The sequence below is a fragment of the Caballeronia sp. LZ062 genome, assembly GCF_031450785.1.
Lineage (GTDB): Bacteria > Pseudomonadota > Gammaproteobacteria > Burkholderiales > Burkholderiaceae > Caballeronia.
In genome coordinates, this window is record NZ_JARTWB010000002.1 from 1,847,366 (window position 1) to 1,861,283 (window position 13,918).

Genomic DNA, 13,918 nt, shown 5'->3' on the forward strand with positions numbered 1-13,918 from the left:
TGGCACGACCGCTAGCGCACGGCGCGATAGCGGTCCGCGAGCAGCTTGACGCGAGATACATACGCCTGTGTCTCGGCATAGGGCGGCACGCCGTCATGACGCGCAACCGCCCCTTCGCCGCTGTTATACGCCGCGAGCGTCAGGTCGAGGTCGCCGCCGAAGCGCCGCAAGAGCCACGCGAGATAGCGCACGCCGCCGCGGATGTTCTGCGCCGCGTCGAACGGATCGCCGACGTCGAAGCGCGCCGCCGTCGCGGGCATCAGCTGCATGAGTCCCTGCGCGCCCTTGCCCGAAACGGCGTCAGCGCGATACCCCGATTCGGCATGAATCACGGCTCGCACCAGCGCGCGATCCACGCCGAACGATGCCGCCGCGGCATCGATCTCGCGCTGGTAAGAACGCGTGTCGAGCGAAAGCGCGGCGACGTTCACTTCGGCGGCAGGCTCGCACAGGTTGCACGTTTCGATGAAGTGCAACTCGATCACCGACACGCTTGCTGCCACGCCATCGGGATTCCGTGTGAGATAGTGCCGCACACCATCTTCCATGTAGCTGTAGATGCGCGCCGTGGCTTGGCGCCGCCGCAACGCGACGGGACGCGGCATCGCGGGCGCAGACGCGATCGCGCTCGACGCGGACGCTATGGACGACGCCGACTCGCGCCAGTTCATCGTCAGACGGCTGCATCGCGCGTGTTCGATGCGCTCGCTGACATAGCTCACTCGGTTGTTGTCGTCAGACTCGCAGCGGAGCATGTTCGCCGCGTGCGCGTGCGCGTGACACGTGCATAGCGCGCACGCGAAGAGCCACGCTCGCATCATGCGGCGCGCTGTTTCAAGCAGATCGTTGAGATGCGGGCGCTTTTGTGCTTCCATGAATGGACGTTTCATCCTCCTCGTCAGGCAGCCATGAGCACCCTTCCCCGCTTCGATGCCGCATGGAAAACGTGGCTCGATGAAAACATCCTCCGCGGATGCGCGCATCAATCGTTGATCGATGCCATGGTCGCCGCCAATTTCCATCCGAACACAGCGCGGCTGATTCTCGCGCGTCGTCTTGCGGGCGAAGCGTTCGACATGCCGGATGCCGCCGCTGCCACCGATGCCTCCGCCTACGTCTACGGCACGCCGATGCTGCCGCCCGGCCGCGTCCTCACCGCAAGCGACTGCGAAGCGCCCAAGCTCTTCAGCTTCGGGCAGCCGGTCGTCGCGCTCTTCGCCGATGTCCTCACGCACGACGAATGCGACCGGCTCATCGCAATCGGCCGCGCGCGCGTGCAACGCTCCAGCGTCGTCGACCCGGATTCGGGCAACGAAGTCACGATCACCGCACGCCAGAGCGAAGGCGCGTTCGTCAATGCGTCGACGGATGCGCTCGTCGGCACCATCGACCGGCGACTCGCGGAACTGTTCCGGCAGCCTGTCGAGAACGGTGAGGATCTTCATATTCTTCGTTATGGCGTCGGCGGCGAATATCGTCCGCATTTCGACTATTTTCCCGAGGAGCAGGCGGGCAGCCGGCATCACATGCAGCGCGGCGGACAGCGGGTAGCGACCATCATCCTGTATCTCAACGAGGTCGCGCGCGGCGGCGACACGACGTTTCCCGCCGTGGGCCTTGCGATACATCCGCGGCGCGGCAGCGCGCTCTATTTCGAGTACGTCAACGAACTCGGCCAGAGCGATGCGAGAACTCTGCATGCCGGCACGCCCGTCGAACAAGGCGAAAAGTGGATCGCAACGAAGTGGGTCCGGCGCGGACGCTTTCGTGCGGAGCAATGACCGCATCGCGCGGGACGTCCGGTCCCGCGCGACGCGCTGCAGAGGATCACCTGCACGGTCCGATCTTTTCCCACGCGCCGTCGGAGTTCGTCGCCGGATCGACATTCGCCGACCACCACTTGTTGCGATAGTTCATGCCGTTATAGCTCACGTTCGTGCCGGCGGTCGCATAGGTCTTGCTCGCGCTCCACGGCGCGGCGCACGCCAGCGCCGTTTGCCCCGAGCACGTGCCCATGTCTTGCCAGGCCTTGCCGCTGCCCGAATTGGTTACCGGATTGTCACCGTTCTCCCAGCGTGCGCTGTAATTGCGTCCGTTCGCCGAGACCTGCTCTTTCGACTTGTAGATCGTGCCCGCCTGCCACGGCACCGCACACGTGCCGCCCGCAGTCGGTGATGGTGCGGGCGCGGGTGCGGGTGCGGGCGTTGGTGTTGGAGTTGGTGTTGGAGTTGGAGTTGGCGTGGGAGCAGGCGTTGGCGTCGGCGTTGGAGCTGGAGTCGGAGTCGGTGTCGGTGTCGGTGTCGGTGTCGGTGTCGGTGTCGGCGCGGGAGCCGGAGCGGGCGTCGGTGTCGCCGAGCCGGTGTAGTCCACCATGAAGTTGTAGTCGGTCGGGCCATCGACGTAAATGCGGTTCGCCGACGGCTCCTTCTGCGGCACGATATTGCCGTTGTTGTCGATCAGGCCGACATGCACGCGCTTGGATTGATTGTTGATGGTCGAAGCCATGGCATACATCCAGTCGGCCGCGTTCGTGGTCTGCGCGGTCACGGTGTAGCTGATCGATTCCAGATCGTGGCCGTCCGGGTCGAATACGCGCAGGGTGATCTTCATGCCGGCGGGCTGATTCTGCGCGGTCGTCGGCACAGGACGCAACTCGCGCCACGTCGACTTCACGCCATTGATGACCACGTCCGTGCACGCGTAGAACGCCTCGGCGCTGTCGTTGCGCTGCCAGATCACATAGATGATGCGCTTGCCCGTCTTGCCCGCCGGCAGTTTGCATTGCATCTTGTAGCGGCCGTTGTCCAGCGTGACGTTGTTGATCTCGCAAAACGGCTTGCTGTCGAGATCGGACCATTTCAGCGGCTGGCTAAAATCGTAGTTGTCGTTCGTCATGTAAAACTGGAAGTACCGCGTGACGTGCGGCGCGGTCGCGTTCCACACAAACGTGAAGTTACCGCTCAGATCCGACGAGATAGACGTGGCCGGCCAGTCGTTGCGTCCGAGATCCAGTCCGTAGTAATTCGTCTTTCCGCCGCTGCACAGATGCCCGTCCGGCACGAACGCCTTGTGATCGCCGTTAGGCAACTGGTTGACGCCTGCCCAGTCGTAGAGGAACGCTGGCCCCGCGACAGCCACCGCCGCCTGGCACGCAGCCGACTTCAGATTTTCCGGCCCTTCGAGATAGCACGAATACACGCGGCTCAGCGGAGTCTCGAGCGTTCCGTGCGCCGATGCAGCACATGGAAGAGTAAGGGGAAACAGCACCAAAAAGATGTTGCGCCTGGCTGCGGGCATGAATGCCTCCTTTTTGTGGCCTGCCTACGAGGTTCTTGGAAGAGGTGCCGCATTGATCTCAGTGCCGCAACCATCGGCACGATTACTTCGAATACCTAACTTATGCACGGATAGCAGGCTTCGATTGGAATCCATTCTAGTAGGTGTCTCGAGGAGCAGTTAGCACGAAGACGCTCAGGCCGATCGTCATCGACTCGCATGGCGCATCACTCACGGGATGCCGGTTCCTGCCTGCATGTGGCAAACGAAGCGCGCCGCGCCGATCGTTCAAGGTTTCGATACGGCGCCATGCTGACTTAAAATGTATGACGCGCAACGTCTCGTCTTAGCGTATCGCACCGCACGCCACTCACTCCGAGAGCAGACCCGAAACATGATCATTCGCCCGAAGCTGCACTGGTTCCGCATGCTGTTCGTCTGGCGCGGCTCGGTGTTGCCGCAACTGCTGCCGCGGCTCGGGCTCATCTTCACGCTGTCGGTCGCCGCGATCTTCATGCACGACCACATGCGCCATTACCCGATCGGGCTCGGCACGCCGCCGTTCGCGCTCGTCGGCATCGCGCTCGCGGTGTTCTTAGGCTTTCGCAACAGCGCGAGCTACGACCGCTGGTGGGAAGGCCGCAAGCTCTGGGGCTCGCTCGTCATCACCGCGCGTTCGCTTGCGCGTCAGGCGTTGTCGATGCCGCATCCGCGCGATGCCGCCGACACGCGGCGCTTTCTCGCGGCGATCGGCGGTCTGGCGCATGCGCTAAGGCATCAGTTGCGAGGCACCGACGCTTCCAGCGATCTCGCGCCGCGCCTGCCGCCCGAACTGCACGCGCGCGTGGCCGCCGCGCAGTGCAAGCCGGCGCTCATTCTGCTCTGGCTCGGCGAATGGGTCGCGGCGAGGAAACGGGAAGGCGCGCTCGACGGCTACGCGATGCTCGCCATCGACGAGAATCTGAACGCGCTGTCGGCCGTGATCGGCGGCTGCGAGCGGCTCACCTCGACACCGCTGCCCTTTTCGTACTCGGTGATGATTCACCGCACCATCTATCTCTTCTGCGTGATGCTGCCGTTCGGCCTCGTCGATGGCGCGGGGCTGCTCACGCCGCTCTTCGCGCTGCTGGTGGCGTATGCGTTCATGGCGCTGGAGGCGATCGCCGCGCAGATCGAAGATCCGTTCGGGCTGGAAGAAAACGACCTCGCGCTGAATGCCATCTGCGATTCACTGGAAAACGCGCTGCACGACATGGCCGCGGACCCGGCGTTCGAACGCGTGCCGCCGCGGCCATCCGCCGCGCCGCGCCACATTCTCGACTGACGCGCGACCGGCGCTTCGCGGCAAGACACAGTTAATTTCAAGCGCGTACCTGCGGAAAGCACGGCATTTCGGTCATAATTTCCAGCGGTTCAATACGGAGAATCTGACTTGAAACTGTTCTACAAAGCCGGCGCGTGTTCGCTTGCCTCGCACATCGTCCTCGAAGAATCGGGTCTGCCTTACGAGATCGAAGCCGTCGATCTGAAGACGAAAGTCACCGCGAGCGGCGCCGATTTCATGGCGATCAACGCGAAGGGCTACGTACCCGCGCTTCAGCTCGACAATGGCGACGTGCTGACCGAAGGCCCGGCGATCATGCAGTACATCGCGGATCAGGTGCCGGCGAAGCATCTCGCGCCGCTCGCCGACGCGATGTCGCGCTATCGCCTGCAAGGATGGCTGACGTTCATCGGCACGGAATTGCACAAGAACTTCTCGCCGTTCTTCAATCCGGCGGCGACAAGCGAGTGGAAAGCCGCTGCGAAGGCCAATCTCGAACGCCGTCTCGCGTATGTCGCGAAACACATTGACGACAAGCAGTACCTGCTCGGCGACGAATACGGCATCGGCGACGCTTACCTTTTCACGGTGCTCAGTTGGGCGTCGTTCATCGACCTCGATCTGAACAAGTGGCCGGCATTGACCGCGTATCAGGCGCGCGTCGGCGCGCGTCCCGCGGTGCAGGCGGCGATGAAGGCGGAAGGCCTGATCTGAGCGATCCGCGCTTCCCGGAAAGACAAACGGCCCTTCATCGAAGGGCCGTTTGTTTTGCAGCAGCGAATCAGACGAACGTCAATCCCGCACGCAATCGACAAAATACTCGATACGTCCGTTGATCATTTCGCCGACCAGCCCGTGGATATCCGTATGGAAGCCGGGGAAGCGTTCGTTGAACTCACGCGCGAATCGCAGGTAATCCACGATAGTGCGATTGAAACGCTCGCCCGGAATCAGCAACGGAATGCCCGGCGGATACGGCGTCAGCAGAATGCTCGTCACGCGGCCTTCGAGTTCGTCGATCGGCACGCGGTCGATCTCGCGGTGCACGAGCTTCGCGTATGCCTCGGACGGCTTCATCGCGGGCTCCATGCTGGAGAGATACATCTCGGTCGTGAGCCGCGCGATGTCGTTCGCGCGGTAGACGCTGTGAATCTGCTCGCACAAATCGCGCAAACCGATGCGCTCGTACGACGGGTGTTGCGCAATGAACTCCGGCAGCACGCGCCAGAGCGGCTGATTGTTGTCGTAGTCGTCCTTGAACTGCTGAAGCTCGGTGACCATCGAATTCCAGCGGCCTTTCGTGATGCCGATCGTGAACATGATGAAGAACGAGTAAAGACCCGTCTTTTCGACAATGATGCCGTGCTCCGCCAGATACTTCGTCACGATGGCAGCTGGAATGCCCGTTTCGCCGAACTCGCCGTCCACGTTGAGCCCCGGCGTGATGATCGTCGCCTTGATCGGGTCCAGCATATTGAAATTTTCGGCGAGCGCGCCGAAGCCGTGCCAGCGGTCGTTCGGTTTCAGCATCCAGTCCTCGCGGTCGCCGATGCCCTCTTCGGCCAGCGCGTCCGGGCCCCAGACCTTGAAGAACCAGTCGTCGCCGTATTCGGCGTCGACCTTGCGCATGGCGCGGCGGAAATCGAGCGCCTCGGCAATCGACTCTTCCACGAGCGCCGGGCCGCCCGGCGACTCCATCATCGCGGCGGCGACGTCGCACGACGCGATGATCGCGTATTGCGGCGACGTCGACGTGTGCATCAGATACGCCTCGTTGAAACGATGGCGGTCGAACGTGCTGTTCTCGCTGTCCTGCACGAGAATCTGCGACGCCTGCGAAATGCCGGCGAGCAGCTTGTGCGTGGAGTGCGTCGCGAACACGAGCGCGCCGGTACGCGGCCGGCCCGCGCCGATGGCGTGCATGTCCTGATAGAACGAGTGGAACTCGGCGTGCGGCAGCCAGGCTTCGTCGAAATGCAGGGTGTCGAGCATGTCGCCCAGCAGATCCTTGATCATCTCGACGTTATAGACCACGCCGTCATACGTGCTCTGCGTGATGGTCAGAATGCGCGGCTTGACCTTCGGGTTCTTCGCGAGCGCCTCGCGCGCGAACGGATTCGCCTCGATCTTGCGGCGAATATTCTCGGGCTTGAACTCGTCGCGCGGAATCGGCCCGATGATGCCGAAGTGATTGCGCGTGGGCGTCAGAAACACGGGAATCGCGCCCGTCATGGTGATGGCGTGCAGGATCGACTTGTGGCAGTTGCGGTCCACGAGCACGATATCGCCCGGCGCGACGGTGGCGTGCCACACGATCTTGTTCGACGTGGACGTGCCGTTCGTCACGAAAAAGAGGTGATCCGCGCCGAAGATGCGCGCCGCGTTGCGCTCCGACGCCGCGACCGGGCCGGTGTGATCGAGCAGCTGGCCGAGTTCCTCGACCGCGTTGCAGACGTCCGCGCGCAGCATGTTCTCGCCGAAGAACTGGTGGAACATCTGCCCGAGCGGATTCTTCAGGAACGCGACGCCGCCCGAATGCCCCGGACAGTGCCACGAATACGAACCTTCGTCTGCGTACTGCACCAGTTCCTTGAAGAACGGAGGCGCGAGCGCATCGAGATACACCTTGGCTTCGCGAATGACGTGCCGCGCGACGAACTCCGGCGTGTCCTCGAACATGTGGATGAAGCCGTGCAGCTCGCGCAGGATGTCGTTCGGCAAGTGCCGCGAGGTGCGCGTTTCGCCGTACAGGAAGATGGGGATGTCGGCGTTGCGGCGGCGCACGGCGTTGATGAACGCGCGCAATGCGACGATGGCCGACGCCAGTTCGGGCGTGTCGCCTTCCACGACGACGTTGTCGGCGTAAGGCAGCAGTTCGTCGTCGTCGATCGACAGAATGAAGCACGACGCGCGGCTCGACTGCTGCGCGAAAGCGGCGAGATCGCCGTAGCTCGTGAGGCCGAGCACTTCGGCGCCTTCGCCCTCGATCGCCTCGGCCAGCGCGCGAATGCCGGAACCCGAGATGTTCTCGGAGCGAAAGTCTTCGTCGATGATGACGACGGGAAAGCGGAACTTCATGAGGCGAATCTCCAAATGGAACGACCGCTGCCCGGGACTTTTTCCGGAGCCAGCGGTCCTTCGACAAGCGCGTGCCGTGTGCGGTTCTAAGGCGCGGGGCGATCAGGTTTTCGGCAGCGTCACGCCGTGCTGCCCTTGGTACTTGCCGCCGCGGTCGGCGTAGGACGTCTCGCAGATTTCGTCGCTTTCGAAGAAGAGAACCTGCGCGACACCCTCGTTCGCGTAGATTTTGGCGGGCAATGGTGTCGTATTCGAGAATTCGAGCGTCACGTAGCCTTCCCACTCCGGTTCGAAGGGCGTCACGTTCACGATGATCCCGCAGCGCGCGTAAGTCGACTTGCCGAGACACACGGTCAGGCAGGAGCGCGGAATGCGGAAATACTCGACCGTGCGCGCGAGCGCGAACGAATTCGGCGGAATGATGCAGACATCGCCCTTGAAGTCCACGAACGATTTCTCGTCGAACGCCTTCGGATCGACGATGGTCGAGTTGATGTTCGTGAAGATCTTGAATTCGTCGGCCACGCGAATGTCGTAGCCGTAGCTCGACGTGCCGTAGCTCACGATCTTGCGGCCGTCCTCGGCCACGCGCACCTGATCGCGCACGAACGGCTCGATCATTTTGTGCTCTTCGGCCATGCGCCGAATCCACTTGTCGGACTTGATGCTCATAGGGGACGCTACCCAACGTTGCGGCCTGTGCCGTGCGCTCGCGCGATGGCAGGCCTGCGGTGAAACGGCGCATGGCCTTGTGCGGCCAGACGTAAACGGAAGCGCGTATTTTACGCGGAACGCTGGGCGCCGCGAGATCGGCCGTTGGGCCGATGCCGTTATCGGCGGATCACGCCGCACGCAAGCGCCGGACCCACGTTGTGCGGACTCATTGCGTAGGGGTCGGTTGCTTCGCGATGCAGCATGATCGCGCGGGAAATGACCGAGCGCACGCCGTCGAGCGACACGTCCGTCGCCACGATGAAACCCGTGGCCGCGCCGGTGGCGTCCGCGTGGATGTTGGCGAGTTCGCCTTCCAGCCGGTTGCCCGTGCGCCTGCGGTCCGAAGGCAACGCGAACACGGGGCTCGCGTCCCCGTTCACTGCGATGCAGTCGCCGCGCTCGTGAACCTGCAACGCGTGGTCGCTGTTGGGCGGCATGTCGACGAGGTTGTACGAGATCTGCACGCCGTCCGCGCGCTCGATGAGCGTGACCGTGCCGCGCGCCGTGTTGCCGGGCGTAGGCGTCAGCGTGGCGTCGGCGCGTTTTTCGTGTTCCTGGAAGATGATGCCGCAGCCGCCGAGCAGCACGCCGCAAACGGCCACGGCGAACAAGGCGAACCAGGCGGAGCGCGTCCGCCCGTTGACTCTGTCTCTCATGCGATCCTCTCGGCGGCCCGCCGACACCCGTTGCGTCGACGCTGCCGCGTCTCGAAGGCGACATGATACCGCGAGCCGCGCCGCACAAGGCTCGCGCAAGAGGGCTGCTTTGCCGCGGATCAGGTGTTCTGCACGACGATGCTCGGGAACTTCGAGGTCATGTCGCGCTGACGCTCGGCGACCGAGATCGCGACGCGACGCGCAATCGCGCGATACGTCTCCGCGATATGGCTGTCCGGCTGCGACACGACCGTCGGCTGGCCCGCGTCGGTGCGCTCGCGGATAGAAATGTCGAGCGGCAACGAACCGAGAATCTGCACGCCGTATTCCTTCGCCATGCGCTCGCCGCCGCCCGCGCCGAAGATATGCTCTTCGTGGCCGCAGTTCGAGCAGATATGCGTGCTCATGTTTTCGACGATGCCGAGAATCGGAATGCCGACCTTCTCGAACATCTTCAAGCCCTTCTTCGCGTCGAGCAGCGCGATGTCCTGCGGCGTCGTCACAATGACCGCGCCCGTCACCGGCACCTTCTGCGACAGCGTGAGCTGGATGTCGCCCGTGCCCGGCGGCATGTCCACGACGAGGTAATCGAGGTCCTTCCAGTTCGTCTGACGCAGCAGTTGTTCGAGCGCGGACGTGACCATCGGGCCGCGCCAGACCATCGGATTGTCCTGCTCGATCAGAAAGCCGATCGAATTCGCCTGGATGCCGTGGCCGGTGAGCGGATTCATCGACTGGTTGTCGGGCGATTCGGGGCGGCCCGAGATACCGAGCATCATCGGCAGTGAGGGGCCGTAGATGTCGGCGTCGAGCATGCCGACCGATGCGCCTTCCGCCGCGAGCGCGAGCGCCAGGTTGGTCGCCGTCGTGCTCTTGCCCACGCCGCCCTTGCCGGACGCCACCGCGATGATGTTCTTGACGTTCGGCAGCAGCTTCACGCCGCGCTGCACCGCATGCGCGACCACTTGCGAAGAAACGTCGACGGCGGTATCGGTGACGCCAGGCACCTGACGCAGCGCGTCCGCGACGAGCTTGCCGATCAATTCGAACTGCGTCTTCGCCGGATAGCCCAGCACGACGCTCACCGACACTTTGCCGCCTTCGACCGATACGTTGCGGATGCTCTTGGTGTCGACTAACTTGCGCTGGGTGTTGGGATCGGTCAGGGTGGCGAGTGCAGTGTCGATCTGCGCGCGGTCAATGCTCATTGAAACTCCGTGGAACGAGGGTTGCTGCCGTGCGTCGCCGTGCAACAAACTGAGGAAATTGAAAATAATTGTTAGCGCCGTTGCGCGCGACTTGTTTCGCGCTGCACTATGCCGCTGCTGTCGTTTTCCGGGGACGCATCGCTGCGAGCAAACGGGCCTTTCTCAATATTGTAGAGGCTCGTCCGAAAGCCCGTCCGAAGACCCTTTCGCACTGTCGGCGCGTGGCGTCGAACCGCTTGTTGATTTAAGGAGAGCAAGATGAAGATGAAGATGTTGACCCGTTTGTCCGTGTTCGCCGTCGCCGGCGCACTTGTCGCCGGCTGCGCGTCGCAGCAGGGCACCAACGCGGCCGTCGGTACGGGCGTCGGCGCGGCCACGGGCGCGGGTATCGGCGCCATTTTCGGCGGCGGCAAGGGCGCGGCGATCGGCGCGGCCACGGGCGCTGCGGTCGGCGGCATCACCGGCTACAACTGGCAGGCCATCCGCAACAAGATTTCCGGCGACTCCAAGGGCACCGGCACGCAAGTGACGGAGCAGCAGGACGGCTCGCTGAAGGTCAACATCCCGAATTCCATCTCGTTCGATACGAACAGCTACGCGATCAAGCCGTCGTTCGATCCGGTCCTGAACTCGGTCACGCAAACGTTGCAGCAGCATCCCGAGCTGATCGCGAGCGTCGTCGGCCATACGGACAACACCGGCACGGCTGCGTATAACCAGACGCTTTCGCAGAACCGCGCGCAGAGCGTGGCGTCGTATATTTCCAGCCACGGCGTCCCGGCGCAGCGTCTGTCGGCGCAGGGCATGGGCCAGAACCAGCCGATCGCCGACAATTCGACCGAAGCGGGGCGCGCGCAGAATCGCCGCGTGGAAATCTACCTGCGCGCGACGGCGCAGCCGGGTCAGGTCCAGTAAGCGCCTGACTCGCGGAGAACTCGCGGCAAGCGCGCGATCCGTCACCGTTTCGGATGCCCGCGAAAAATTTTTGAAACTTGGCGGGCCGCCGCTTGTCTGTCGTTACGGTAGGTGCGTGGCTGGGCCATCGCCTGCCATTCTCCTCTTGTCGTTGTTGCTCCGGGGCCCGATTGGACCCCGGTTTTTTTTTGGGGCGAACAATCCGCGGCGAAACCCTCGACTGCGGCGTTGAGATGTCGAACATGTCCGCCCGTGCGCAATCCTGATCGCGGCCGCCTCTGGTAGGCCGATAAGACAGATCAGCCGTTCACCAGATGCAAACGTGCGTCGCGTGCGGCGTTGGCTTCCCCTCTCTACTGGATCGTCCCGTCCGCCAGCAAGCTGTTAGCTGGTAGGCGAATCCGACAACCCGGTGACTCGTCTCAGCTTGTAGTGGCAACGGCACTTGTTCCGTGCACAGACTGAACCGCGCTTCGATCGATTTCTCTCCCAGCGTACCGACTCGTAACGGGACGAAGGCGTCGGCACCTGCGTGTCGTGCCCGCCCTGCTAGAATCGACATTCCCCTTTTCACCCGCTTCCAGCACTTCCTTCGGGCCGCGCCTCCATGTCAGCATCGTCAGCACCGATTTCCGCCACCGCGTCCGCCGCTTCAGTCAACGAAGGCGGCCGCCGCCAGATTCTCGTCACGTCCGCGCTTCCGTACGCGAACGGCCAGATTCATATCGGCCACATGGTCGAGTACATCCAGACGGATATCTGGGTGCGGACGCTGCGCATGCACGGCCACGAGGTTTATTACGTCGGCGCCGACGACACGCACGGAACGCCGATCATGCTGCGCGCCGAAAAGGAAGGCATCACGCCGAAAGCGCTGATCGAGCGCGTCTGGAAGGAGCACAAGCGCGATTTCGACAGCTTCGGCATCTCGTTCGACAACTATCATTCGACCGACGCCGAAGAGAACCGCGTGCTCTGCGATTCCATCTATACGGCGCTCAAGCAAGCCGGCCTGATCGAAGCACGCGACATCGAGCAAGCCTACGATCCCGTGAAGGAAATGTTCTTGCCGGACCGCTTCATCAAAGGCGAATGCCCGAAATGCGGCGCGAAGGACCAATACGGCGACAATTGCGAAGTCTGCGGCTCCACCTATCAGCCGACCGAGCTCATCAATCCGTATTCGGTGGTCTCGGGCGCGACGCCCATCCGCAAGACCTCGACGCATTACTTCTTCCGCCTGTCCGATCCGCGTTGCGAAGATTTTCTGCGCGGCTGGGTCGGCGGACTCGCGCAGCCAGAAGCCACCAACAAGATGCGCGAATGGCTCGGCGACAAGGGGGAAGCCAAGCTCGCCGACTGGGACATTTCGCGCGACGCGCCCTACTTCGGCTTCGAAATTCCCGGCGCGCCGGGCAAGTACTTCTACGTGTGGGTCGACGCGCCCGTCGGCTATTACGCGAGCTTCAAGAATCTGGCGGATCGTATCGGCGTGAATTTCGACGCTTGGGTGAAGCCCGGCTCGAAGGCCGAGCAGTATCACTTCATCGGCAAGGACATTCTGTATTTCCACACGCTGTTCTGGCCCGCGATGCTTCAGTTCTCCGGCCATCGCACGCCCACGAACGTGTTCGCGCACGGCTTTCTGACCGTGGATGGCGCGAAGATGTCGAAGTCGCGCGGCACGTTCATCACCGCGCAAAGCGTGATCGACACGGGCATCAATCCGGAGTGGCTGCGCTATTACTTCGCGGCGAAGCTCAACAGCACGATGGAAGACATCGACCTGAACCTCGACGACTTCCAGGCGCGCGTGAACAGCGATCTGGTCGGCAAGTACGTGAACATCGCGAGCCGCGCGGCGGGTTTTCTCATCAAGCGCTTCGACGGCCGCGTGCAGGACAGCGCGATGCAGCATCCGCTCATTGCACAACTGCGCGGCGCGATTCCGCAGATCGCGGCGTTCTACGAGTCCCGCGAATACGGCCGCGCGCTGCGCACGACGATGGAACTCGCCGACGCCGTGAACGCCTACGTGGACACCGCGAAGCCGTGGGAACAGGCGAAAGACCCGGCGAACGCCGTCGCGCTGCATGAGACGTGCAGCGTGAGCCTTGAAGCGTTCCGGCTGCTTTCGCTGGCGCTGAAGCCCGTACTGCCGAAGCTCGTCGAATCCGTGGAGGCGTTTCTCGGCGTCGCGCCGCTCACGTGGGCTGATGCCGAGCGCCCGCTCTCGTCCGCGAACGCGATCAACGCGTACAAGCATCTGACCACGCGCGTCGATCCGAAGCAGATTGAGGCGCTGCTCGCCGCGAATCGCGAATCGCTGCAACCGGCCGCGCCGGAAGCGGCGACCGCAGCCGCGAAGAAGGAAACCAAGCAAGAAGAGTCGGGCTCCATTTCCATCGACGACTTCGCGAAGGTCGATTTGCGCATCGCGAAGATCGTCGATTGCAAGGCAGTCGAAGGCTCGGACAAGCTGCTGCAACTGACGCTCGATATCGGCGAGGACAAGACGCGCAACGTGTTCTCCGGCATCAAGTCGGCGTATCAGCCGCAGGATCTCATCGGCAAGCTGACGGTGATGGTCGCCAATCTCGCGCCGCGCAAGATGAAATTCGGCATGTCGGAAGGCATGGTGCTCGCCGCTTCCGCGACCGACGAGAAGGCGGAGCCGGGGCTTTACATTCTGGAGCCGCATAGCGGAGCGAAGCCGGGTATGCGGGTGAAGTAACGCGCGGCGGCAG

11 protein-coding genes are annotated in these 13,918 nt (G+C 63.1%); 5 read left to right on the plus strand and 6 right to left on the minus strand.

All coding sequences use genetic code 11. From position 1 onward, the window contains the following. Positions 1 to 11 precede the first annotated feature (11 nt). The gene (locus P9239_RS14725; RefSeq protein WP_309752056.1) at positions 12 to 875 is read right to left on the minus strand and encodes a lytic transglycosylase domain-containing protein; all 864 of its coding nucleotides are present in this window, start codon (positions 873 to 875) and stop codon (positions 12 to 14) included. Between the two features lie 33 nt (positions 876 to 908). On the opposite strand from P9239_RS14725, the gene P9239_RS14730 reads away from it, so the two are divergent. Further along, a complete protein-coding gene (locus tag P9239_RS14730) occupies positions 909 to 1,781 on the plus strand; it encodes a 2OG-Fe(II) oxygenase (protein WP_309752058.1) in 873 nt (290 codons plus the stop codon). A gap of 46 nt (positions 1,782 to 1,827) precedes the next feature. Here the strand turns inward: P9239_RS14730 and P9239_RS14735 are convergent, their stop codons facing one another. After that, positions 1,828 to 3,297, minus strand: a complete 1,470-nt coding sequence (locus tag P9239_RS14735) for a lytic polysaccharide monooxygenase (protein ID WP_309752060.1) — start codon at positions 3,295 to 3,297, stop codon at positions 1,828 to 1,830. A 373-nt stretch (positions 3,298 to 3,670) separates the two neighbouring features. Between P9239_RS14735 and P9239_RS14740 the strand changes: the two genes are divergently transcribed. Beyond that, a complete protein-coding gene (locus P9239_RS14740; RefSeq protein ID WP_309752062.1) occupies positions 3,671 to 4,600 on the plus strand; it encodes a bestrophin family ion channel in 930 nt (309 codons plus the stop codon). A gap of 108 nt (positions 4,601 to 4,708) precedes the next feature. Beyond that, entirely contained in the window at positions 4,709 to 5,314 is a 606-nt protein-coding gene (gene gstA / locus P9239_RS14745; protein ID WP_309752064.1) for a glutathione transferase GstA, read from the plus strand. A gap of 78 nt (positions 5,315 to 5,392) precedes the next feature. Here gstA and P9239_RS14750 read toward each other — a convergent pair whose 3' ends face one another. The 4 genes from P9239_RS14750 to apbC form a co-directional block, all read right to left on the minus strand. Beyond that, a complete protein-coding gene (locus P9239_RS14750) occupies positions 5,393 to 7,678 on the minus strand; it encodes an arginine/lysine/ornithine decarboxylase (protein ID WP_309752066.1) in 2,286 nt (761 codons plus the stop codon). A gap of 102 nt (positions 7,679 to 7,780) precedes the next feature. After that, positions 7,781 to 8,350, minus strand: a complete 570-nt coding sequence (dcd, locus tag P9239_RS14755) for a dCTP deaminase (RefSeq protein ID WP_014190693.1) — start codon at positions 8,348 to 8,350, stop codon at positions 7,781 to 7,783. Between the two features lie 158 nt (positions 8,351 to 8,508). Then, a complete protein-coding gene (locus tag P9239_RS14760; protein ID WP_309752077.1) occupies positions 8,509 to 9,048 on the minus strand; it encodes a superoxide dismutase family protein in 540 nt (179 codons plus the stop codon). Positions 9,049 to 9,167: 119 nt separating this feature from the next. Continuing rightward, complete coding sequence (gene apbC / locus P9239_RS14765) at positions 9,168 to 10,256, minus strand: iron-sulfur cluster carrier protein ApbC (RefSeq protein WP_309752079.1); 1,089 nt, start codon at positions 10,254 to 10,256, stop codon at positions 9,168 to 9,170. A 258-nt stretch (positions 10,257 to 10,514) separates the two neighbouring features. On the opposite strand from apbC, the gene P9239_RS14770 reads away from it, so the two are divergent. Continuing rightward, complete coding sequence (locus P9239_RS14770; protein ID WP_309752081.1) at positions 10,515 to 11,171, plus strand: OmpA family protein; 657 nt, start codon at positions 10,515 to 10,517, stop codon at positions 11,169 to 11,171. Between the two features lie 607 nt (positions 11,172 to 11,778). Then, positions 11,779 to 13,905, plus strand: a complete 2,127-nt coding sequence (gene metG, locus P9239_RS14775; RefSeq protein WP_309752083.1) for a methionine--tRNA ligase — start codon at positions 11,779 to 11,781, stop codon at positions 13,903 to 13,905. The last annotated feature ends 13 nt before the right edge of the window (positions 13,906 to 13,918 follow it).